Origin of the sequence: Mesorhizobium sp. M0074, assembly GCF_040322975.1 — a bacterium.
Classification (GTDB): Bacteria; Pseudomonadota; Alphaproteobacteria; order Rhizobiales; family Rhizobiaceae; genus Mesorhizobium.
Genome location: NZ_JAMYUM010000006.1, coordinates 250,689 through 273,886 on the forward strand (window position 1 = coordinate 250,689; position 23,198 = coordinate 273,886).

The following is a 23,198-nucleotide window of genomic DNA, read 5'->3' on the forward strand; positions in this document are numbered from 1 at the left end:
ATAGCGTTGAAGTTCATGCCGATGCCCGTTTCCATCACTGTAGCCACCCGCGATTGGGACTATCTCACCCCTTTGGTGCTGGGTGACGTTACTTCGAGCCGCTTGTCGGTGAAGGTTGATCGCGTCGCCACGCTCATTCCGGACCTCGGCACCGATCCGCACTACGATGCGGCGGAGGTCTCATTCAGCCGTTATGTGTCGGCCATGGCTTCGGGCGTCGATACGGTGGTTGGACTACCGTGCTTCATCATGCGCGGCTTTCGCCATCGCTGCATCATAACGGTCGAGACCAGCCCGCTGGAACGGCTTTCCGACCTTGCCGGCAAACGCATCGGCGTGACCGGCTGGCGCGATTCCGGCAACACATGGACGCGCGCAGCACTTCGCCGGGGAGGCGTCGGCGTCGAGGATGCCTATTGGTTCGCCGGCAGGCTGACATCGGGGCACCCGATCGCCGACCGCCTCGACGGATTCGGCAGGCCGGGGCGCATCGAAGCAGCACCAGGCGAGCGCCCGATGATGGAGCTGCTGGCGCAAGGCGAGCTCGACGCCGTTTTCACGCCCTTCATGCCGGACGGCTTTTTCGGCCCGGCTTCCGGCTTCCGGCAAGTGCTGCGCGATTTTCGCGCGGCCGAACGCGCCTATTTCGCCGACGTCGGTTATGTCCCGGGCATGCATCTGGTCGCTGTCAAGGCCGCCCTAGTCAGGGAGCACCCCTGGCTGCCGCAGGAACTCGCCAGGCTGATCAACGAAAGCCAGCGCGTCTGGACGGCAAAGCGCCGAAAATATGCCGATACCTCGCCCTGGATCCTCGAGGAGCTGCTTCATGCGGGGCGCGACCTGCCTGCCTCCTGGAACGCCAGCGGCCTGCCGGCCAACCGGCGCATGATCGAGGATTTCGTCACCGAGCTCCATGCCCAGGGCATTCTGGCGGAACCGATTTCCGCCGAAGCCTTGTTTCCTTTCGAGGCCAGATCGCGGGCCACCGCAGCCTGAGAACGCACAACGAAGAACACGAAGGAGAATGCCATGAGGACAATCAGCTTCATATTCGCCTCGCTCGTCACCATGCTGGCGCAGGCCAGCTTTGCCCAGGATATCCAGAAGCAATCGGTGAACGAGGATTTGCGGGCCCGGCTGCCGGAAGAGATCCGCGCGGCGGGAAAGATCACAGCCGTCAACAACGGCTCGTTCCCGCCCTATGAGATCGTCACCGGCACCGAACTGTCGGGGGCGACCAAGGACATTTCCGACGCCATCGGCCTGCTGCTCGGTGTCGAGATCGATCATGCCTCGGTCGCCGGCCTGCCGGCTTTGCTGAGCGGCATCAATGCCGGCCGTTATCAGTTCGCGATGGGGCCTGTCGGCGACTATCCCGACCGGCAGAAATCCAACGACTTCATCGATTGGGTGCGCGAATACGTCGTCTTCGCCGTCGAGAAGGGCAACCCGGAAGGCATCACCTCGCTCGACACCGCGTGCGGCAAGCGCATCGCCGTCATGTCGGGTGGCTCGGCCGAAAAGGTCATCAAGCAGCAGGCGCAGAAATGCACCGAGGGGGGCAAGCCGGCCGTCGAGGTGCAATCCTTCACCGACCAGCCGAGCTCGATACTGGCCGTCCGGTCGAAACGCTCCGACGCATTCTTCTCCTCGCAGGCGCCGCTGACCTATTTCGTCGAGCAGGCGAAGGGCCAGCTGGAACTCGCCGGGGTCGGCCAGGCCAACGGCTTCAAGGACATCTATCAAGGCGCCGTCGTCAAGAAGGGCTCGCCGCTGGGCGGCGTGCTGCTCGACGCGTTCAAGATCCTGATGAAGAACGGCACCTACGCCGCGGTCATGAAGAAGTGGGGTCTCGAGAAGAACATGATCGATGCGCCAGGCATCAACCAGGGCCAGTAGAGGCTGCCATGACCGACGCCACCGCTGCCTACGCGGCCGGGCTGCCGCGACATCCCGACGACGCGCTGCGCGACGTCAAACGAGCCCACCGGCCGTTTCCGCTCGTCCGGCTGGCGCTCTGGGCGTTCACCGTCGCCGTGGCAGCCGGCTTCGCCTATATCGTTGCGGTCAACCCGAATTTCGGCTGGCCGGTCGTCGCCCAGTATTTCTTCGATCCGACGGTCATGCAGGGGCTTTCCGTAACGCTCGGCCTGACGGTCGTGGCGATGATCCTGGGTATCGTGCTCGGCCTGCTGCTCGCCATCGCGCGCATGTCGAACGACAGGCTGGCATCCCTTCTCTCCGGCCTGTTCATCTGGTTCTTCCGGGGAACGCCGCTGCTGGTGCAATTGATCCTGTGGTACAACCTTTCGACGCTGTTTCCGCGCATTTCCATTGGCTTCGCCAGTTGGAACACCAACGACCTGATCACGCCTTTGACGGCCGCCGTTCTTGGTCTGGCGCTGAACGAGGCCGCCTACATGGCCGAGATCATCCGTGGCGGGCTGCTGTCGGTGGACAAGGGACAGGCCGAAACGGCTGAAGCCTTCGGCATGACCCGCGCGCGGGCCTTGCGGCGCATCATCATCCCGCAGGCGATGCGGTCGATCGTGCCGCCGACCGGCAATCAGCTGATCAGCATGATCAAGGCGACGTCGCTTGTCAGCGTCATCGCCATGGCCGACCTGCTCTACTCGGTGCAGTCGATCTACAACCGCACCTTCGAAATCATTCCGCTGCTGATGGTTGCAGTGCTGTGGTACCTGCTGATCACCTCGGTCCTCAATGTCGCGCAAGGCGCGATCGAACGCCACTACAGCCGCGGCGACCGCGGCGCGCGCGAGAAGACGGCGACCGCCACCCTGGAGGCCGCCAATGAGCGCGCATGACACGCCCCTGGTCCGGGCGCGCAACGTTCACAAGGCCTTCGGCCCGCTCGAGGTGCTGAAGGGCATCGATCTGGACGTCGCGCCTGGCGAGGTGGTGGTCATTCTCGGACCGTCCGGCTCCGGAAAGTCGACCTTCCTGCGATGCATCAATCATCTCGAGGCGATCGACCAGGGGTCGATCGAGGTGGACGGCGAGCAGATCGGTTACCGGTTGCACGACGGCCGCCTCGACAAGCTTTCCGACCGCGCGATCGCCGCGCAGCGGCGCAAGATCGGCATGGTGTTCCAGCAGTTCAATCTCTATCCGCACATGACGACCCTGCAGAACGTCATCGAGGCTCCGGTCGGCGTTCACCGGGAGAACCGCAAGGAGGCGATCGGCTACGCCCGCGAACTGCTGACCCGTGTCGGTCTTGCCGACAAGATCGACGCCTATCCGCGCCAGCTTTCAGGCGGCCAGCAGCAGCGCGTCGCCATCGCCCGTGCGCTCGCCATCCGCCCGAAATTGATGCTCTTCGACGAGCCGACGTCGGCGCTCGATCCGGAGCTGGTCGGCGAGGTGCTCGCCACCATGCGCGATCTCGCCAGGCAGGGCTTGACCATGATCGTGGTCACGCATGAGATCGGGTTCGCCCGCGAAGCGGCGGATCGGGTGGTGTTCATGGACGACGGTAATGTGATCGAGGCCGGGCCTCCGGACGAGGTTCTCGCTAAACCCAGGCACCCGCGCACGCGGGCTTTCTTAAGCCGTTTCATCTAAAAGCAAAGCCGGCGCGGCACCTGCTCGGCCGGCAAAGGACCTCCCATGCCAAAGACCTCCAACCAGTTCGCCGACATTTCCGACTTCGCCGACAAGGCCGCCGAGCTTGCAGCGGCCCGCCAGCACCTGCACGCGCATCCCGAGCTTTCATTCCAGGAGCACGAAACGGCTGCATACGTTGCCGAACGGCTCGAAAGCTGGGGCTATGAGGTGACGCGCAATGTCGGCGGGCTCGGGGTCGTCGGCCGCCTGCGCCAGGGCAGCGGCCGCAGCATCGCCATCCGTGCCGACATGGACGCCCTGCCGATCACCGAAGCTACCAATCTCCCTTATGCCAGCCAGGCCAGCGGCAAGATGCACGCCTGCGGTCATGACGGCCACACCACGATGCTGCTCGGCGCCGCCGAATACCTGGCACGCACACGGCATTTCAACGGCACGGTGAACCTTATCTTCCAGCCGGCCGAGGAAGCCGGCAAGGGAAGCGGGGCGCAGGCGATGATCGCCGACGGCCTGTTCGAGCGCTTTCCCTGCGATGCGATATTCGGGCTGCACAACCACCCGGGCGCGCCGACGGGTTCGTTCCTGATGCGCGCCGGGCCGCTGATGGCGGCGAGCGATACCGTCACCATCAGGATCGCCGGGCGTGGCGGCCACGCCTCGCGTCCGCACCTGACGGTCGACCCGATCGTCGCTGCCGCCAACATCGTCATGACCCTGCAGACGGTTGTGTCGCGCAACGTCAACCCGATCGAGACAGCTGTCGTCACCGTCGGCACGATTCACGGAGGCACGGCCTCCAACGTCATCCCGGAACACGCCGAAATCACGCTGAGCGTCCGCTCCTTCTCGGCCGAGATCCGCGACACGCTCGAGCAGCGTATTCGCAATATCGCAGCACTTGTGGCGCAGGCGCATGGCGCAACGGTCGAGATCGATTACGAGCGCGGCTACCCAGTGGTGGTCAACTCCGAGCGCGAGACGTCCTTTGCGACAGACATCGCTGTCGAACTCGTCGGTCAGGACAAGGTGTCCGTCTGCCCGTTGATCCCCGGCAGCGAAGATTTTTCTTATTTCCTCGAACACAAACCCGGTTGCTTCCTGCGCCTCGGAAACGGCGAGGATTCAGCCATCCTGCACAGCTCGAAATATGATTTCAACGACGGCAATCTGACCGTCGGCGCAGCGCTCTGGGCTCGTTTGACCGAGAGATTCCTGGCCGCTTGATCCATACTTGCGGCTGGGATTGTCGATCGGCCGGTCGAGCATTATTGGGGCGACCGGCCGCGCGACGATGCTCAACGAATTCTCACGCATTCCCCCTCTTCGAATGCGATAAGAGCTTCGCTTTCAGACAAACAAAAAGTCACTCGTCGTCAGCGGGCTTGTAAAGTTTGCGAGAGTAACTTGATCGACTCCTGCGGTAATGATGGTGTCGGTTCCACTTTGCGCAATTGTGAGATCATCGAACGATTGCACGCCCTCCACGCCACTAAATACAATGGTGTCGCCTTGGGTCTGGCTGAAGTCGTAGATGGTGTTTTGGGTTCCGACCGTCATTGAACCATCGTCCTTGAATATGAATTGATCTCTGCCGCCCTGAGCCAGTTCGCTCAGTTGCCCGTCACCCCACATGTCGTTGATGACGGTGCAGCCGGGTGCCGCGCTCCCGGCGTACAGGGTATCGTTTCCGCCCAGAGCCGAACCGGACATTTGTAGAGCGTCGCCGCACAGGAAGTTGCGGACCTGGCCGCTTTCGCTATTGTGGCCCCCGGTAAGAATGTCGTTGCCGCCCCTGGCGGAACCGGACATAGCGAGGGCGTCGCCGTACAACTCGCTTAGAACATCCGGACCGGAGTTCCTGTCGCCACCAGTCAGGGAATCATTGCCGCCCACAGCGCTGCCCAGCATCGTGACCGCATCGCCATACCCCAAATCATGAGTGCCTTGCAGCACGGCCACGTCGTCGCCACCGCGAGCGTGGTCGGACATGTTGGCGCCCGCGTCACCGTAGAAACTTATCTGGGACCCACCAGCGCTCGTGAAGTTGTCGTTGCCGCCCTCGGCGAAACCGGAAAGATCACCGCCCGCATCGCCATAGAGAGTTTTGCTCAGAAGAGCCCCACCCGTGTCCGTGTAATGGTCGTCGCCGCCCTGAGCATGGTCAGACATGTTGCCGCCGGCATCGCCGAAGAAAGTGTTGGTGGAAAAGAAGCTGCTCGTGAAGGTGTCGTTGCCACCCTTGCTGTGGCCTGACATATCGCCGCCGGCATCACCGTAGAAAATATTGACGGAGTCGGTCCGGCTCGTAAAGCTGTCGTCGCCGCCTTGCGCATGGCCGGACATGTTGGTGGCGGCGTCACCGAAGAAAGTGTTGGTGGCCTGTTGGGAACCCTGGAAGGTGTCGTTGCCGCCCTTGCTGTGGTCCGACATTTCGCCGCCCGCATCACCGTAGAAGGTGTGGGCAGTTCCTTGTTTGGTTTGGGTCAGGAAAGTGTCGTCACCCCCCTGAGCATAGCCGAACATCTTGCCACCGGCATCACCATAGAAGGTATCGACTACCTGCCTTGCCACTCCACTGTTGAAGGTATCGTTGCCGCCCCTGCTATGGTCCGACATATCGTCGCCCGCGTCACCAAAGGCAGTGGTGGTGGAGGATGACAGCCCCGTGGTGAAGGTATCGTCACCGCCCCGAGCAAAATTGAACAAGCTCCGAGCCGCGTCGCCGTAGAAGGTGTAGGTCGACGGTGCGGTTTCCGTAAAGGTGTCGTTGCCGCCTCTTGAGAAATCGAGCAGGCTGCCGCCAGCGTCGCCGGTCAAGATATTCGTATTCGGATCGCCTGTGAGGGCGTCATCGATACCCCACTGATGATCTGCTAGATCACCGGTAGTAAAGGGAACACGTTTAGACATTATCCGCTCTCCTGTTGAGCCTACCCGTCCCATGACAGCCGTAAGATGTGAGGCAAAAACGAGCAATAATCCCGAATGGCTATGTCTTTAGACGTAGGGATCGGTGCCTCGTCACCGGCGCGCTTGGCGGCAGCTTCCTGAGGCCGTCCTATTCCGGACTATCCCAGCCTTGCCCGAGCCTTCGCCGTCCAGGCGTTGAACAGCCGGTCTGCGACGATGCCGATGAAGGCGATGGCCAGGCCGGCGACGATGCCGCGACCGGAATCGGCCTTGGACAGGGCGATGAACACCTCCTGGCCGAGATCGCGCGTGCCGACCATGGCGCAGATGATGATCATCGCCAGCGCCATCAGGATGGTCTGGTTGACGCCGAGCATGATCTCGGGCAACGCCAGCGGCAGCTGCACGCGAAAGAAGGTCTGCCGCCTGGTGCAGCCCGAAACCTTCGCCGCCTCGATCAGCGCCGGCGGCACCTGCCGGATGCCGTGAATGGTGTAGCGGATCGCCGGCACCACGGCGAAGGCGACGGTGGCGATCATCGCGGTGACGTCGCCGACCCTGAACAGCATCACCACCGGAATGATGAAGCAGAACGACGGCAGCACCTGCAGCGTGTCGATGACCGGAGTGACGGTCTTTTCGAAGCGGTCGCTGCGCGATGCCATCAGCCCGATCGGGATGCCGATCAGGCAGGCGATAAAGGCCGAGATGCCGCACAAATAGACCGTCGCCATGGTCTTTTCCCAAAGTCCGGTGACGGCGCAGAACGCTGTCAAAGCCGCGACCAGGGCGGCGAGGCGCAAGCCGCCGAGCTGGTAGCCGGCAAGGCCGAGGAGACACACCGCGCCCAGCCACGGAAAACCCTCGCAGAAGGCGCGCACCGGGTTCAGCACGTTGAGGATAAGCGCCACGCGGAACGCTTCGATCGTGTCGAAGAAGTTGATGGTGATCCAGTTCACCGCCGCCTTCCACAAAGGCGCGGTGGTGAAGGTGATCGCTTTCGGCACCGCGGCGAACGCCGGCACGAACAGGCCGAGCAGCGTGGCGACGGCGAGGATGGCAACGGCCAGCGTCAGATTGGGATAGCGCCGCCAGAAACTGGTGCTGGCCTGGTGGCGGACATTGCCCTTGGCGTGATTGTGCGCGATCGCCTGGCTCAGCCGGTCGAGTGCAATTGCCAGTGCGACAATGGCGAGGCCAGCTTCCATGGCCTCGCCGACCTTGAGCGCGCGCAACGCCAAAAGCACGTCATAGCCGAGCCCACCGGCACCGATCATCGAGGCGATGATCACCATATTGAGCGCCAGCATGATGACCTGGTTGACGCCGACCATCAATGTCGGCCGCGCCGACGGCAACAGCACCCGCCACAGCTTCTGCCGTGCCGTGCAGCCGGCCATCTCGCTGAAATCGTCGATCTCCGACGGCACCCGCGACAGGCCGAGCATCGTCGCCCGCACCATTGGCGGCGTCGCGAAAATTGCCGTCGCGATCATTGCCGAGACCGGGCTGTTGCCGAACAGAAGCAGCATCGGGATCAGATAGGCGAAGGTCGGGATCGTCTGCATCAGATCGAGGGCAGGGGAGATCAACAACCTCTCCGCCCAAGGCTTGCGCCATGCCCAGATGCCGGCGAACAGCCCGGTGACAATGCAAAACGGCACGGCGATCGAGATCAAGCCCAGCGTCAGCATGGCGCTGGTCCACTGCCCGAACAGCGCGATGTAGAGAAAACAGCCGCCGGCCAGCGCACCCAGCTTCCAGCCGCCGGCGGCGCGTCCGGCAAGGTAGGCGGCAGCGCAGACGCCGACCCAGGACAGGCGCGGCAAGACGATCATATCCGCGCCATGGCCGATCTTGAAATTCTTGGCCAGAAGACCGAGCGCGAAATCGAGCGGCACGCCGAGCACCGCGGTGATCGAGCGGGTCAGCCAGGAGAAGTTCGACTTCACCCAGTTCATCAGCGCACCGACCCAGTCTGCGACAGGAACGATCGCGCCGGCCGGGTAATTGACCGCCCAGGGCAGGCTTTCCTGCAGCAGGAAGACAATAAGCACGGCGGCGAGCGCGCAGGCCCAGATCGCCAGCCAGGTCTGAACCGGCCGGGGCCTCGCTGCGCTGGCGCTTGCCGTGACCGTCATGCGCCGGCCCCACGACGTTCTATGCCGGCGAGAAGATCGATCACCGCCTGCGGCGTGACTAAGCCGATCGGCTTGCCGGTGCCGTTGACCACCGCGAAGGGCTTGCCGGCAGAGACGATATCAGCCGAAAAACTTGATATCTTGGCATCCGGCGCGACCGTGCCGCCGTACTCGGCGCCGTCGCAGGCGCGCATCAGGCTGCGCGCCGATATCACCTTGGCGCGATCGACATCGCGGGTGAATTCGGCGACATAGTCGGTCGCCGGATTGACCACCAGTTCTTCCGGCGTGCCGATCTGGATGACCTCGCCGTCCTTCATGATGGCGATCCGGTCGGCCAGCCGGATGGCCTCGTCGAAATCATGGGTGATGAAGACGATGGTCTTGTGCAGCATGGTCTGCAGCCGCATCAGCTCGTCCTGCATCTCACGGCGGATCAGCGGATCGAGGGCCGAGAACGGCTCGTCGAGGAACCAGATTTCCGGCTTCGTGGCGAGGCTGCGGGCGATGCCGACACGCTGCTGCTGGCCGCCGGAAAGCTCGCGCGGATAGAAATGCTCGCGACCGCGCAAGCCGACCAGCTCGATCACTTCCCGCGCGCGCGCCTCGCGCGTCGGCCGGTCCTGCCCCTGGATGCCGAGGGGGAAGGCAATGTTCTCCAGTACGTTGAGATGCGGCAGCAAGGCAAAATTCTGGAACACCATGCCCATGCGGTGGCGTCGCAGCTCGATCAGCGCGGCATCGGAAATCTTGAGCAGGTCCTTGCCTTCAAACTCGACCTTGCCGTGGGTCGGCTCGATCAGCCGCGACATGCAGCGCACCAGCGTCGATTTGCCGGACCCCGAAAGTCCCATGATGATGAAGATCTCGCCCTGGCGGATTTCGAGATCGACGGCGCGCACCGCGCCAACCAGTCCGGCAGCGGCGATGTCCGCCAGGCTGGCCTTGCCGTCGCGCCGGCGGATGAAATCGGCCGCGTCCGCCCCGAACAGCTTCCAGACATTGCGACAGGCAAGCTTTATCGGGCGGGCGTCGTTGCCCGCTTTCGCCGCCTGTTCAATCGTATCGGTCATGCGATCGTCCTTCTGGAACACGGGATCGCGACCCGGCCACGGATGGCCGGGTCATCGGATTTCCAGTCAGACGGTCACTCGGCCCAGGCTTTCCAGTCGGCTTCGTGGGCGGCGATCCAGGCGGCGGCGACGTCTTCCGGCGTCTTGCCTTCGAGATCGATCTCGCCGCTCATCTTGTTGAGCTCGTCGGTGTCGACCGTGTAGTTTTTCGCGACCTTGTAGGCGACAGGCCATTTGTCCTTCATGCCGGCCCAGGAATATTTCCAGATCTCGCCATGCGGCTTGCCGCAGTCATATTTCGCGTCGGGGTTCACACCCCATTTCGGGTCGGTGTAGCACTCTGTCGTATAGTCGGGGAATTCGACCCATTCGCCCTTGTATTTGGCCGGCGCCCAATGCGGCGAATAGATCCACAGCATGATCGGCGCCTTGCGCTGATAGGCCGAGTCCAGTTCGGCGAACATCGCCGCATCGGTACCGGCATGGATGACGGTGAAGGGCAGTTTCAGCGCCTCGACGCGTTCGTCGTCAAAACCTTCCCATGTCACGGGTCCGCCGAGATAACGCCCCTTCGGCGCGGTTTCGGCCGTCGAGAAGGCCTCGGCGCATTTCGGGTCTTTCAGCGCCTCCCAGTTCGGCAGGCCGGGGCATTTCTCTTTCATATATTCGGGAAACCACCATTCTTCCTTGGCCTTGGGTCCGAGCTTGCCGAGGCGTTCGGTCTGGCCCGTCGCGTCCGAGGCCTTCATCGCCTCGCCGGCCGTCGTGTCCCAGAATTCCAGGCCGACATCGATGTCGCCATTGGTCAGGCCGGTGGTCAGGCTGGAGAGATAGTCGGCGGTCGGATACTCGACGGTATAGCCGAGCTTTTCGAGGATGCCGCCGAGGATCTTGGCGTTCAGATTGACGCTGGTCCAATCGAACAGTGCGATCTTGATCGGGTCGTTGGATTCCGGCGCTGCCGCATAGGCCGAAGATGTCAGTGCGGCTGCGGCAAGTGTTAAGGCTCCCATTGAGAAATTCGAAATCATGCTCCGAAGTGACATGCTTGTTCTCCTGTCAAGCTCTGGTGGACGTTATCGTTAGTTCCCTTCTTGCGTCTTTTTTGATTGTGTTGGAACAGCTGGTCGTTGCGCAAGGCCGTAGGCGCCACAATGCTGCCGAAGCGGATGCCGGCGCAAAACGGGGTTGGTGCCCAAATTGGTGAAGATGTGGCGGGACCGGCCGCGTCATGACTGCCGAAGGATTGCTGCCAAGGCAGTCATCCACGGATCGATCGCCGGTCTTGAGGGGCAAACCATCAAAGTCCCATGATCTCGGCTGTTGGCTCGGCAACTCGCCCAGCGCCACTTTCATGGGATGAAATTATATATACCAACGTTCACGTCGCGCAACGATTAACGCCGGTGCCAATTTCACGGCCCGTCTTTTGCGTGGACCCGTAGATGAGTTTGAAAAAAGCCAAGATTGCCGGTCATCCCGTGTGCGAGCCGCAAGGACAGGGTACCGATACAATGCAGCACACCAAAATGCCTTACTTCTTCGCCAACCGCGGGATCGCCGCCGGCTTGTGACCTTTCAACACCAGATCATATCCGAGGCTTTCATGACCTCTCCCTTGAACAGACTGCGAATTGCCGTGCTCTTTGGCGGACGTTCCGCCGAACATGACGTTTCGGTGCTTTCAGCAACCAATGTCATGCGTGCGCTGCTGTCCGCCAAATACGATGCCCTCCCAATCTTCGTCACGAGCGAAGGACAGTGGCTGCTGAGCAGCTTCCAGGATGGTACGCTCGCAAAACCTGCGGCCGGCACGGAAGTTTGCCTGGTTCCGGGTGGGCGCGGACGGATGATGGCGATCCCGGCCGACGGCACGCCCTATGATCTGCCGAAGATCGACATCTTGTTTCCTGTCCTGCACGGCCCTCATGGCGAAGACGGCTCGGTACAGGGGGTGGCCGAGGTGGCTCGGGTGCCGCTCGCCGGCTGCGGCATCCTGGGTTCGGCAACCGCGCTGGACAAGGACATCGCCAAACGGCTCCTGGAAGCGGCGGGGCTGCCAATCGCGCGCTCAGTGACGATCCATGAAGGTGCGGCGCCTGTCCTCGCCATACTGGAAAGCGAACTCGGCCTGCCGTTCTTCATCAAACCGGCGCGTCAGGGATCGTCTGTCGGCGTCGGAAAAGTCCATGCCAGCCAGGAATTCGATGGAGCGCTTGCTGAAGCCTTCCGGCACGATTGCAAGCTGTTGGCCGAGGAATTCATTCGTGGGCGCGAGATCGAATATAGCGTGTTGGAGGACCCGGCAGGCGACCTGTTCGTCTCGCGGCCAGGCGAGATCGTGCCGGCCGAAAGCCACGATTTCTACAGCTACGATGCCAAATACATCGACGAGAACGGCGCGGCACTTAAAGTGCCGGCCGAACTGCCGCCGGAGGTCGAGGCAGCCATGCGGGACGTGGCCGCAAGGGCTTTCAGAGCCGTCGGCTGTGACGGGATGGCGCGCGTCGACTTTTTCCTGACACCGGACATGCAATTCTTGGTCAATGAAATCAACACCATCCCCGGCTTCACCGATATCAGCATGTATTCCAAGGCAATGGCGGCGAGCGGCGTCAGCTATTCCGAAATCATCGACCGGCTCGTGGAGCATGGATTGGCACGGGCCGGCCGACCGGTCTGAACGCGGCGAAGGGGGCTTTCAGATCCCGGTGGATGGTACGTTGGCCCGCGCCGCCGCTCACGACATGATCAGGCCGCCATCGACATTGATGGTCTGGCCGGTGATGTAGGCTGCATCGTCGCTGGCCAGAAAGCTGACCAGGCCGGAGACATCTTCGCCGCTGCCGGCGCGGCCCATCGGGATGTTCTTCACCCATTCGGCCATCAGCTCGCCGGGCTTGTACTCGCCCATCAACTTGCCCCATGCGGCGTCGTTATAGGCCCACATATCGGTGTCGATGATGCCGGGGCAGATCGCGTTGACGGTGATCTTCTCCTTGGCCACTTCCTTGGCCAGGCTCTGGGTGACGCCGACGACGCCGAATTTCGAGGCCGCATAATGCGGCGTGTAGATAAAGCCCTGCCGCGCCTGGCCGGATGCGGTGTTGATCAGCCGGCCGCCATCACCATGCTTGCGAATGCGCGCGATCGCCTCCTGGCAGCACAGGAACACGCCCTTGGTGTTGACCGCCATCACCTTGTCCCATTCGGCCTCGGTCATCGCCTCTATCCTGGCGATGGTGATGACACCGGCATTCTGCACGGAGATGTCGACGCGGCCGAACTGTTGCTCGGCCAGGTCATAGAGGGCGACGACCTCGTCCTTTTTGGTCACGTCCATGCGCAGCGATGCGACCCTGGCGCCCGTAGCCTTGAGATCGGCGGCGACCTCTTCGACGCGCGGGTCGATGGCGCTGACAACGACCGCGGCACCTTCCGCCGCGAAGCGCCTGGCCATTGCCGCGCCAATGTCGCCGCTGGCGCCGGTGATGACCGCCGTTTTTCCCAGGAATCGCTTCTGCATCTTTTCTCCTACCAGCAGACGAAGCCGCCATCGACGATCAGGTCGATGCCGGTGACGAAACTCGAGGCGCGGCTGGCCAGGAACACGGTCGGGCCGACCATCTCTTCCGGCGCCGCCATGCGGCCCATCGGCGTGTCGCGCTCAAAGATCCTGACCTGGTCGGCGACCTCCGGCCGCTTGTTCATCGGCGTCAGCGTGTAGCCGGGGCTGACGACATTGACGCGCAGGCCGCGATCGGCCCATTCCATGGCGAGGCTCTTCGACATGTGGATCACCGCGGCCTTCGACGAATTGTAATGCGCCTGGGTCAGGCCGCGATTGACGATCGAGCCCGACATCGACGCGATGTTGATGATCGAGCCCTTGCGCCGCGTCAGCATGGCGCGGGCCTCGGCCTGGCAGGACAGGAACACGCCGCTGACATTGACGTCATAGAGCTTCTGCCATTTCTCCAGCGACAGCGTCTCTGCCGGCTCAGCTCCGGCGACGCCGGCATTGTTGACGGCGATGGTCAACGCGCCGAGTTCCATCTCCGTACGCTCGATCGCGGCCGCGAGATCGGCCTCTGAAGTCACCGTGCCGTTCAGCACCAGCGCCTTGCGGCCGAGTGCCGTGATCCGGTGCGCGGTCTCCTGTAGCCCGCCTTTCGAGGCGTGGCCGAAGCAGGCTATGTCGGCGCCGGCCTCGGCCAGCCCAATGGCGATTGCCTGCCCGATGCCGCTGCCGGCGCCTGTCACAAGTGCCACGTCACCATGAAGGTCGAATAATTTCATCGTCGGTCCCTCTACTCCAACCGCCGTCCTCCGGAAATAAAGGGGCGCCAACTCTGTTGCTGGCGCCCCGCGCGGTCTGGTGCTCGGGAGGATACCACCTGCTGCGCTTTGTTTCGATGGCTGTTCCTAGCTCGTGGCGAGTTCCATGACGGCGATATTGCTTGCTTCGCTGCGGTCGAGAATGCCGCGTTGCCGGCCGCGGCTCAGCACCAGCACGCGATGCGACAGGCCGAGAACTTCCTCGAGGTCGGAGCTCACCACCACCACCGCCATGCCGGAGCGGGCAAGGTCGGCGATGACATCATAGATCGCGGCGCGTGCACCGACGTCGATGCCGCGCGTCGGCTCGTCCAGGATGAATACCTTGGGCGGGCGCGACACCCATTTGGCGATGATCACTTTCTGCTGGTTGCCGCCGGAGAGCTTGCTGACCGCCTGGTTCGGCCGGCCCTTGACGCCGAGCCGGCGAATGCCGGCCTCGGCGAATTTCTGCACCGCCTTCGGGAACACCCAGCCATTCGGCGCGACATGGTCGAAATTGCCGATCGCCAGGTTCTCGCCGATCGTCTGGTCGAGCACCACGCCCTGAGCCTTGCGGTCTTCCGGTACCAGGACGACGCCGGCCTTGATCGCCGCCGCCGGGCCATTGAGATGCACCGGCTTGCCGGCGACGCGCACCGATCCCGATGAGATCGGATCGGCACCGGCGATCGCCCGCACCAGCTCCGTGCGTCCGGCGCCGATCAGCCCGGCAATGCCGAGGATTTCGCCGGCCCGCACTGAAAAGCTGACATTTTGAAAGCTGCGTTCCGGCGAGGACAGGTTCTCGACCTCGAGCAGCGTGTCGTTGCCCGGCGCCGATACCGTAGGGAACATCCGCTCGACACTGCGGCCGACCATTTGCTCGACGACAGTGCGCACCGGAATGTCGGCGCGCTCGTGCCGGGCGACGATGCGCCCGTCGCGCATCACCACCACGCGATCGGCGATCTGGGCGATCTCGTCCAGCCGGTGGCTGATATAGATGAAGGACATGCCTTCTGCCTTGAGCTTGCGGATCTGCTGGAACAGGAGCTCCGTTTCCTCGCCGCCAAGGGCTGCCGTTGGTTCGTCGAAGATCAGCAGCTCGGCATTGAGCGTCAGCGCCTTGGCGATCTCGACCTGCTGCTGGGCGGCGATACGCAGCGTGCGCACCTTGCGCTCGGGCGAGACATCGAGGCCGAGGCGCTTCAACTGGGCCGATGCCCGTGCATTCATTGCTGCGCGGTCGATGCGGCCGCCACGCATCGGCAGGCGCCCGACATAGACGTTTTCGGCGACCGACAGATCGGGCAAGAGCTTCAGCTCCTGGTGGATCATGCCGATGCCGGCGTCGATCGCCGCGGCAGGATTGGCGGGGGAATAAGCGTTCCCCCGCCAGGTGATGGTGCCGGCATCGGGTTTCGTCGACCCGGCGATGATGTTCGAGACAGTCGACTTGCCGGCGCCGTTTTCGCCAAGCAGCGCCACGACCTCGCCCGGCCGCACCTCGAAGCTCGCATCGGCCAGGACCTGCACCGGCCCGTAGCTTTTGCAGAGGCCGCTGACGACGAGCCCGTTATGGGGGCTGTGCGTGTGGCGAGGATCGGTGGACATCGTTGCGCTCGTCGACTGCCGGACTGGTCTCAATCAGGGATGCTTGGCGATGAACTGCTCGACATTGTCCTTGGTGGTCAGCGTCGCATCCTGCAGCTGTTCGGCGGGAATGGTCTCGCCGGCCACCAGCTTGATTGCTGCATCGACGGCGAGCCGGCCCATGCCCTGGGTTTGCTGCGTCGCGGTCACGTCGAAGACGCCGTCCTTCAGTGCCTTGAGCGCCGCCACGTCGCCGTCGAAGCCGGCAACCCAGACCTTGTGGCCGGGATTGGCGACCTTGACGGCCTGTGCCGCACCGAGCGCCAGCGCGTCGGCCTGGCCGATGACGATCGACACGTCGGGGTGCGACTGCAACAGATCCTGCGTCAGCTTGAAGCCTTCGTCCTGGTGCCAGCCTTCGCTCCACAATTCTCCGACAACCTTGATGTCGGGATAGCCTTTCAGCGCTTCGCCGCAGCCCTTCGAGCGGTCGACTTCGGGCGTCGTGCCCTTCTGGCCGTGGATGATGATCAGCTCGCCCTTGCCGCCGGCCTGCTTGGCGATGTAGTCGCAAACCGCCTTGGCCGATGCCACGCTGTTGGTTGCGATGAAGGTATCGCCGGGCGCGCCATCGGCGTTGCGGTCGACATTGACGACTGGGATGCCGGCAGCCTTGGCGGTCTTGGTCGGCACGGTGGCGGCGGTGGCGCCGGCTGGAATATAGATCAGCGCATCGATGTTCTGCGTGATCAGGTCCTGCACCTGGCTGACCTGGGTCGCCGAATCGCCCTTGGCGTCGACGGTAACGACCTCGATGCCCTTTTCCTTGCCGTAGGCTTCGACGGACTGCTTGATCTGGTTGAAGAAGTCGGCCTGCAGATTGGCGACGGCGAGGCCGAGCTTTTTGGCCTCCTTGGCCGAGGCCATGTCGGACAGGCCAAGCAGCGGGATGACGGCCGCGGCGGCAAGCAGCAATGAACGTTTGGTCAGCATGTTTATTCCTCCGTTGATGTTCAATCTGTCCTGCCCGCGCATCGCGGCGCCCCTTGGCTGAACAACTCCCAGTTTCGGATCACCGATCCGTTTTCGCCCGAATATCGGGGCAAATCTCATTGAGCCCAATTCTTCATTGTGCCCCATTCTTCATTGTGCTCGGCGCCGCCACGTGTCGGTGGCCACCGCCAGCGCAATCACCACGCCGATAACCACTTGCTGGATGAAGGGCGAGACACCGAGCAGGTTCAGCCCGTTGCGCAGCACGCCGATGATGAGGACGCCGATGGCTGTGCCGCCGATCGAACCGACGCCGCCCGACAGGCTGGCGCCGCCGATCACCACCGCCGCGATGGTGTCGAGTTCGTAGCCAAGGCCGGAGCTCGGCTGGACGGAATCGAGCCGGGCGGCAAGCACGATGCCGGCGAGACCGGCCAGCACGGCGCAGATCGCATAGACCCAGTTTGTCAGCGACTTGACTGGTATGCCGGACAGCCGGGCGACTTCGGCGCTGCCGCCGATTGCGTACAGGCTACGGCCGGTAGCGCGATAATTCAGGAAGATCGCGAAAATGACGGCAAGCACGATCATCAGCCCGACGGTGACCGAGAGGAATCCGAAATGGCGGATTATCGACAGGCTGGTGAACCAGTCGGGAAAGCCGACGATCTGCGAGCCGTCGGTGATCATGTTGGCGAGGCCGCGCGCCACCGACATCATCGCCAACGTGGCGATGAAGGGCGGCAGCTTGGTGACCGTCACCAGCAGGCCCGAAACCAGCCCGCAAAGGCCGGCGACGACGAGGGCTGCGGCGATACCGGCCGGCAGGCCGAGATTGAGATAGTCCGGATGGGCGACGAAGCCCATCACCATGGAAGCCAGCGCCAGCACCGAGCCGACGGACAGGTCGATGCCGCCGATCAGGATGACCAGCGTCATGCCGATCGCCATGATGCCGAGCACAGTGACCTGGTCGAGCACGTTGAGGATGTTGCGGATGGTCAGGAAGGTGTCGGTAGTCAGCGAGAGCGCCAGGCACAGCAGAACCAGCCCGATCAGCGGACCCATGGTTCCGGCAAAGACAGCTGAAAACCTTGCGCCCGCCGTAGCCTGCGCGCCAGAGCCTGCCTTCAACTCGCCTGCCTTCAAATTGCTTGCGTCGTTGCTCACAGCCACTTTGTCTCCTCCACAGCAATCCGGCGCTGCATCACCGGGCCACTTTGTTCACCAGGCCCCTCCCTGTGAACAATTTATCTTTAACATGCAATTTTGTTCAGCTAAACTGTTCATCGGAAAATTGTCAAGGCCTGCCGCTTCATTCGAGCACGGTTTGCGCTGTCCGCCGGTTTGCCTTACGCAAGGTCTCGAAAATCTTGGGCATTTCGAAGTCGCCGGATTGGAATATCATGAGCAGAGCCGGCGGCTGCGGCAAGGCAAACAGATGACGATCGTAGAGAACGAAAGAGCCTCGCGCTTCCCCGACGCCGAACTCAAGGCCCGCGCCGCCTGGCACTATTATGTCGAGGGCCTTACACAGGAGCGGATTTCCGAAATTCTCGGCGTCGGCCGCATCAAGGTGCATCGCATTCTCTCCGCCGCCCGCGAAGAGGGTGTCGTCCAGTTTCGCATCCGCGACAGCGTCGTCGAATGCGTGATTTTGGAGGAAAGCCTCAAGCAGCGGTTCGGGCTCAGCCAGGCTGTTGTGGTGCCGTCGGCGGCCGACCGAAGCAACGCGCCGCTGATGATCGGCCACGCCGCCGCCGCCTACCTGGCCGACCATGTGAATGCCGGCGATGTCATCGCACTGGGCTGGGGGCGGACACTGAAATTCGCCATCAATGAATTGCCGCGGCGGCCCATCGCCAGGACGACGGTGGTTTCGATGCTTGGCGGCCTCACCCATGCCCAGCCGCTCAACCCGACAGAAAGCGCCTGGGATTTCGCCGAAAAGATCGGTGCAGAGTGCTTCCTGCTGCCGGTGCCGGTCTATGCCGACAGGCCGGAGCAGCGCGACGCTTTCATGAGCCAGCGCAGCGTTCAGGACGTCGTCTTCCGTGCACGCCGGGCAAACATCGCCGTGCTCAGCGTCGGCTCGTTTTCCAACGACAGCCCGATCGCCAATTACGGCTTCATCAAGCCAAGCGAACTCGAGGAATTGCAGGCGGCCGGTGCCGTCGGCGATATTCTGTGTCATTTCATCGACGCCGAGGGCCGCCCGGTCGACCACGAGGTCAACCGCCGCGTCTGCGCCTATCCGCTGCAGGATCTGTCGGATATCCCGAGCATCATCCTGGTGTCGGGCGGCAGCGAGAAGGTAGCGGTAATGCGGGCTGCGCTCGCCAACACCAAGGTATCGGTTCTGATCACCGACGAAGACGCGGCAAAGGGGCTGCTCAACCGCTAGATTTCGCCGAGAGCGCCGAGGCGGGTGTGGATATCGCGCGTCGCCTGGTAAAGGTCGCGGTAGATTTCCTTGCGGCTGCGATAGGCGGCGACAAGCCCGTCGACCGGATCGACATGCCTGGTGGGAGCGGCAGCCATTACCTCTGCTGCGGCTTCCGGCGAGGCAAACCAGCCGACAGCCGCTGCCGCCAGCATGGCAGCGCCGAGTGCGGCGGCTTCGTTGACCGGCGAAACCGAGAGCGGCCGCTCGAGCACGCTTGCCATGATCTGCATTAGCAGCGCGCAATTGGTGCCGCCGCCGGCGGCTATCATCGCCGCCGGTCCGCCGGCCTGGGCTTCCATGGCCTCGGTGGCGACGGCCTGCTCGAAGGCGATGCCTTCCAGGACAGCGCGGAAGAGATGCTCCGGCCGGTGATCGAGCGACAGGCCGACAATGGCGCCGCGCGCCGCACCGTCCCAATACGGGCTCATGACGCCGGCCCAATAGGGCATGATGAGCAGGCCCTCGCTGCCCGCGGCAACATCCAGCGCCACTTTCTCCAGCGCTGCCGCCGAGGGCGAACCGGTGGTTCGCACGATCCAGTCGACCAGCTGCATGCCCGAGCGCAGCACGGTCTCCAGCATGAAACCGGAGCCGGTCGGCGAGACCAGCGTGCGAAAGGCGTCCGAGGTTTTCACCTTGCCGGAATAGCAGCCGCTGACCACGCCGGAGCCGAGCGAGAGATAGCTCTTGCCCTCGCCGTAGACGCCCATGCCGAGGCCCATCGCCTGGCCGTCCCCAGCGCCGGCAACGATCGGCGTGCCGGCCCTCAGGCCGGTCAGCTGGGCTATGCTTGCGGAAAGACTGCCGCAGACCACGCCTGGCGCGACCAGCTCGGGTAATTGCTCCATCTGCAGTCCGGCGGCCGCAACGAGGCGGGGATGCCAGGTACCTTTCTCGACATCGAGCAGCCCGAGCGGGTCCGCACTCGCGGTGCTGGTGACCAATCGCCCGGTCAGCCGCTGGACGAAGAAACCGTGCACGTCGACCAGTGCCGCTGCCTGGCGAAGCACTTGCGGCTGGTGCTGGGCAAGCCAGGCAATGGCGTAGAGCGCCGGCGTCGGGTCCGGCGGCTTGCCGCTCCAGTCGCGGATCGCCTCGCGGCCGAGTTCGGCCGAAAGCCTGATAACCTGCGGCCGGGCGCGTTCGTCGAGCCACAGGATCGCCGGCATGAGTGCTTTGCCGGCGCTGTCCACCAGCGTGAAGGTCTCTCGCTGGTGAGCGATGCAGATCGCCGCCACCCGCGCAGCGCCGACCGCCTCGGTGACCTGCTTCAATGCGCCAAGCAGCGCCGTCCACCAATGTTCGGCGTCCTGCTCGAAACGGCCGGGCTTCGGATTTGAAAGCGGGTACGGCTCGCGCGCCTGGAACAGCTCCTCGCCGTCGCGCGCGAAGGCAATCGCCTTCACGGCCGTGGTCGAGGCGTCGATCCCGATTACGACATCGTCCATCAGGCGGAGATCCGGCGGGGTCAGGCTGCGTTTGTAACGAACCGTCCGTCCGACTGGTCGAGACGGCGGCGGATCTGGGTTATCACCATCGAATCGTCGGGTACACAATTTTCATAGGTCAGGAAGTCGCCGGTCTTGAGCGGCTTGACCACCTTGGCGCGTTCGGCAAGGCCGAGCGGCAGGGCGCCGCGGGCGCGCGCATCCCCCCAGGTCATGGCGAAGCCGCGATAGTCGTTCTCGCCGATCATGCCGAGCGACTGGCCAACGCCAAGATCGCTCTTGGCGACCGCCACCGCCTCGGCCACAGGATGGTCGAGCGGCTCCATGTCGGCCCGCTTGTAGACCACGGCGCGCGCCGCCGACAGCGGCACTTCCAGGCTGGTCAGATGATAGGGCCGGAAGATCGTGAAATAGGGGCCCTTGCCGACCTTGAGGTCGATCATGCGCTCCAGCACACGCGGATGCCGGGTCTCGATGATGCAGAACACGCCGGGCGCCACACCCTTGCCGATCGAGTAATCGACAACGCCCTTGCGGTGTAGCACGCCGCCATCCTCGCGCGGGCAAAGCACGCTTGCGAGCTCCTCCAGCGTCGCGGTCGGGCCGTGCATGCCCGGCACATCGGGCACCAGGCCGGTCGCATTGGCGATCGCCACCATCTCGATCGCCGTCTTCGAGCCGTCGACGAATTCGACCAGCATGCGCGCATTCATGTTGCGCTCGGCCGCCTCCTTCTCGTAGTCGGCCGGCATGGCGTCGATCTTCAACGGATTGTTCTTGCCCTTGCCGGCGGCGATGATGTTGAAGCCGAGGCTCTTGGCAAAGCCGATGATCTCCAGCGTGCAGGCCGGCTCGTCGCCGGCCGCACCCGTATAGACGACGCCGGCCTTACGCGCTTCGTCCTTGAGGAAACGGCCGATGGTGATGTCGGCCTCGACATTGAGCATGACGATGTGCTTGCCGTTCTTCATCACTTCGAGCGCGAACAGCGTGCCGATATTGGGATTGCCCGTCGCGTCGATGATGACGTCGATCCGGCCGGCCGCCGCCAGCGCATGCAAATCTTCGGTCACCGCGATCTTGCCGGCCTCGATGGCGCGGTCGATCGCGGCCGCATTGCCGGCCTGGACGATGTCGGAACGGTCATGGCCAGCGAGCAGCGCCGCGTCGATCGCTGCCTGCGGCCTGACTTCGGAAATGGCGCCGATCCGCATGCCCGGCATCAGCGCGACCTGGACGACGATGTCGGTGCCCATCTGTCCGGCGCCGGCAAGCCCGATGGTGATCGGCCCCTGCTGTTCAGCGCGCTGCAGAAGTTCCGCTGCAAATTGCGGATGGGACATGTCGCTTCCTCCAGTTCCTGACGCGCCGCAGCGTCCAAATCAACGTTTTGAACATTTCTATTTGCAAATGAAAAATATTTCAACCGGCAATTGGGCATTGTCGCTCTGCAATCGGCCGAAGACGATTGGATGAGCGGTCGGTCCACGCGGCCGTGCCTCCGCAGTCAGAAGGACGCGGCATATTCAGGTTGATTGGGTGCAGCCTTATTGCAGCTCAGCTGCCGATTTCGAAGAAGGGCGCACCAAGCAGGCCGGGAACGACATCGATGCCGAGGCCCGGCCCATCCGGAATGCCCATACGGCTTCCCGAAACCGGCGGCATGTTGGATGCGGTGCGCACCGTCACCCATTCGTGAAAGGCGATGGCGTGCAGCCGGCGCTCCTCCGGCGTCGACAGCGACAGATGCGCCATCGCCGATGTGTCGATCTCGGCGCCGCCGGTGTCCTCGACCGTGATCATGAAGCCGAGGTCGACGGCAAGGTCGCGGATCTGGCGCGTCTTGGTAACGCCGCCGAGGCGCGAGATCTTCAGCGTCAGCCCGTCGGCCGCGCCCTTGCGGTGGATGTCGAGCATATCGTCCAGCGAGGCAACGGATTCGTCGAGCACCATCGGCTTGTCGAGCGAGCGGCGCACCGACAGGCATTCGTCGATCGTCGTGCAGGGCTGCTCGAACGTGTAGTCGATGGTGCGCGTCGCATCCACGAACTGGCGCGCCTGGTAAGGCGTCCAGCCGGCATTGGCGTCGCAGAAGATGACGGTGCCCTTCGGCACCGCGGCGGCAACGGCTGTGACGCGTTCGATGTCGTCATGGACGTTGCCGCCGACCTTGACCTGCAGCCGGTGAAATCCTTCCCCGATGATGTGCTTGGCGAGCGCGGCCATCGCGTCGACCGTGCCGTGGGTGACGACTTTGTAGAGTTCGGCCGTCTCGCTCTCGCGTCCGCCGAGCAGGGTGACCAGCGGCACGTCGGCGGCGCGCGCCGCAAGATCCGAGCACGCCATGTCGAGCGCCGACTTGACGTAGGGATGGCCCTTGAACACCGTGTCCATCAGCCTGTTGATACTGGCAAGCCCGCGTGGGTCATGGCCAATGAGATGCGGCGCGATCTCGACGACGCCGGCGCGAGTACCCGCAGCGAAGGCAGGCGAATAGAAATTGCCAAGCGGCGCCATCTCGCCCCAGCCGGTGAGCCCGCTATCGGCGATGACGGCGACGATCACCGCGTCGAACGCATCGGCGACACGCCCCTTGGACATGCGGTAAGGCCCATCCACGAAGGGCTGCACGACATGGTAGGCCTTGATGGTTTTGATCTGCACGTGTTCTGTCCGTTGTCTG

The 23,198-nt window shown here is 63.4% G+C and carries 20 protein-coding genes; 8 read left to right on the plus strand and 12 right to left on the minus strand.

What is annotated here, in order from left to right; genetic code table 11:
- The first annotated feature begins 21 nt into the window (after window positions 1-21).
- From NKJ73_RS11140 to NKJ73_RS11160, 5 genes are all read left to right on the plus strand, one after another.
- Window positions 22-996, plus strand: coding sequence for a substrate-binding domain-containing protein (locus NKJ73_RS11140; RefSeq protein WP_352569383.1), 975 nt, complete (start codon window positions 22-24; stop codon window positions 994-996).
- A gap of 72 nt (window positions 997-1,068) precedes the next feature.
- Window positions 1,069-1,899 carry an ABC transporter substrate-binding protein gene (locus NKJ73_RS11145; RefSeq protein WP_502897751.1) on the plus strand — a complete coding sequence of 277 codons (831 nt, stop codon included), beginning with the start codon at window positions 1,069-1,071 and terminating at the stop codon, window positions 1,897-1,899.
- Between the two features lie 8 nt (window positions 1,900-1,907).
- On the plus strand, window positions 1,908-2,828 hold the full coding sequence (locus tag NKJ73_RS11150; RefSeq protein ID WP_352452533.1) for an amino acid ABC transporter permease: 921 nt from the start codon (window positions 1,908-1,910) through the stop codon (window positions 2,826-2,828).
- Window positions 2,815-3,588 (plus strand): amino acid ABC transporter ATP-binding protein, encoded by a 774-nt coding sequence (locus tag NKJ73_RS11155; RefSeq protein ID WP_023674014.1) that lies wholly within the window; start codon window positions 2,815-2,817, stop codon window positions 3,586-3,588. The genes NKJ73_RS11150 and NKJ73_RS11155 overlap by 14 nt, the downstream gene beginning before the upstream one ends.
- 45 nt (window positions 3,589-3,633) lie before the next feature.
- The gene (locus NKJ73_RS11160; protein WP_352455185.1) at window positions 3,634-4,815 is read left to right on the plus strand and encodes a M20 aminoacylase family protein; all 1,182 of its coding nucleotides are present in this window, start codon (window positions 3,634-3,636) and stop codon (window positions 4,813-4,815) included.
- Between the two features lie 123 nt (window positions 4,816-4,938).
- On the opposite strand, the gene NKJ73_RS11165 is transcribed toward NKJ73_RS11160, so the two are convergent.
- The 4 genes from NKJ73_RS11165 to NKJ73_RS11180 all read right to left on the minus strand — a co-directional run bounded on the left by NKJ73_RS11165 (window position 4,939) and on the right by NKJ73_RS11180 (window position 10,761).
- Window positions 4,939-6,501 (minus strand): hypothetical protein, encoded by a 1,563-nt coding sequence (locus NKJ73_RS11165; protein ID WP_352569386.1) that lies wholly within the window; start codon window positions 6,499-6,501, stop codon window positions 4,939-4,941.
- Window positions 6,502-6,659: 158 nt separating this feature from the next.
- Window positions 6,660-8,642, minus strand: coding sequence for an ABC transporter permease (locus NKJ73_RS11170; protein ID WP_352569388.1), 1,983 nt, complete (start codon window positions 8,640-8,642; stop codon window positions 6,660-6,662).
- Entirely contained in the window at window positions 8,639-9,715 is a 1,077-nt protein-coding gene (locus NKJ73_RS11175) for a quaternary amine ABC transporter ATP-binding protein (RefSeq protein ID WP_031211022.1), read from the minus strand. The genes NKJ73_RS11170 and NKJ73_RS11175 overlap by 4 nt, the downstream gene beginning before the upstream one ends.
- Window positions 9,716-9,789: 74 nt before the next feature.
- Window positions 9,790-10,761, minus strand: coding sequence for an ABC transporter substrate-binding protein (locus tag NKJ73_RS11180; RefSeq protein WP_352473408.1), 972 nt, complete (start codon window positions 10,759-10,761; stop codon window positions 9,790-9,792).
- Window positions 10,762-11,160: 399 nt separating this feature from the next.
- Here NKJ73_RS11180 and NKJ73_RS11185 point away from each other — a divergent pair, with 399 nt between their 5' ends.
- Entirely contained in the window at window positions 11,161-11,289 is a 129-nt protein-coding gene (locus NKJ73_RS11185) for a hypothetical protein (RefSeq protein WP_352569390.1), read from the plus strand.
- 32 nt (window positions 11,290-11,321) lie between these two features.
- Entirely contained in the window at window positions 11,322-12,398 is a 1,077-nt protein-coding gene (locus NKJ73_RS11190) for a D-alanine--D-alanine ligase family protein (RefSeq protein ID WP_352569392.1), read from the plus strand.
- A 57-nt stretch (window positions 12,399-12,455) separates the two neighbouring features.
- On the opposite strand, the gene NKJ73_RS11195 is transcribed toward NKJ73_RS11190, so the two are convergent.
- The 5 genes from NKJ73_RS11195 to NKJ73_RS11215 all read right to left on the minus strand — a co-directional run bounded on the left by NKJ73_RS11195 (window position 12,456) and on the right by NKJ73_RS11215 (window position 17,755).
- A complete protein-coding gene (locus NKJ73_RS11195; protein ID WP_352569394.1) occupies window positions 12,456-13,241 on the minus strand; it encodes an SDR family oxidoreductase in 786 nt (261 codons plus the stop codon).
- Between the two features lie 8 nt (window positions 13,242-13,249).
- Entirely contained in the window at window positions 13,250-14,014 is a 765-nt protein-coding gene (locus NKJ73_RS11200; RefSeq protein ID WP_352569396.1) for an SDR family oxidoreductase, read from the minus strand.
- Between the two features lie 126 nt (window positions 14,015-14,140).
- Window positions 14,141-15,649, minus strand: coding sequence for a sugar ABC transporter ATP-binding protein (locus NKJ73_RS11205; RefSeq protein WP_352455178.1), 1,509 nt, complete (start codon window positions 15,647-15,649; stop codon window positions 14,141-14,143).
- A gap of 33 nt (window positions 15,650-15,682) precedes the next feature.
- Complete coding sequence (locus tag NKJ73_RS11210) at window positions 15,683-16,621, minus strand: sugar ABC transporter substrate-binding protein (RefSeq protein WP_023674026.1); 939 nt, start codon at window positions 16,619-16,621, stop codon at window positions 15,683-15,685.
- A 150-nt stretch (window positions 16,622-16,771) separates the two neighbouring features.
- Window positions 16,772-17,755 (minus strand): ABC transporter permease, encoded by a 984-nt coding sequence (locus NKJ73_RS11215; protein ID WP_198023514.1) that lies wholly within the window; start codon window positions 17,753-17,755, stop codon window positions 16,772-16,774.
- 307 nt (window positions 17,756-18,062) lie between these two features.
- Here NKJ73_RS11215 and NKJ73_RS11220 point away from each other — a divergent pair, with 307 nt between their 5' ends.
- A complete protein-coding gene (locus tag NKJ73_RS11220; RefSeq protein WP_031211026.1) occupies window positions 18,063-19,025 on the plus strand; it encodes a sugar-binding transcriptional regulator in 963 nt (320 codons plus the stop codon).
- Here the strand turns inward: NKJ73_RS11220 and NKJ73_RS11225 are convergent.
- The 3 genes from NKJ73_RS11225 to NKJ73_RS11235 form a co-directional block, all read right to left on the minus strand.
- Complete coding sequence (locus NKJ73_RS11225; protein ID WP_352569397.1) at window positions 19,022-20,515, minus strand: xylulokinase; 1,494 nt, start codon at window positions 20,513-20,515, stop codon at window positions 19,022-19,024. The genes NKJ73_RS11220 and NKJ73_RS11225 overlap by 4 nt on opposite strands.
- A gap of 20 nt (window positions 20,516-20,535) precedes the next feature.
- Window positions 20,536-21,858 carry an NAD(P)H-dependent oxidoreductase gene (locus tag NKJ73_RS11230; protein ID WP_352569398.1) on the minus strand — a complete coding sequence of 441 codons (1,323 nt, stop codon included), beginning with the start codon at window positions 21,856-21,858 and terminating at the stop codon, window positions 20,536-20,538.
- A 214-nt stretch (window positions 21,859-22,072) separates the two neighbouring features.
- On the minus strand, window positions 22,073-23,179 hold the full coding sequence (locus tag NKJ73_RS11235; RefSeq protein ID WP_352569400.1) for a mandelate racemase/muconate lactonizing enzyme family protein: 1,107 nt from the start codon (window positions 23,177-23,179) through the stop codon (window positions 22,073-22,075).
- Window positions 23,180-23,198 lie beyond the last annotated feature (19 nt).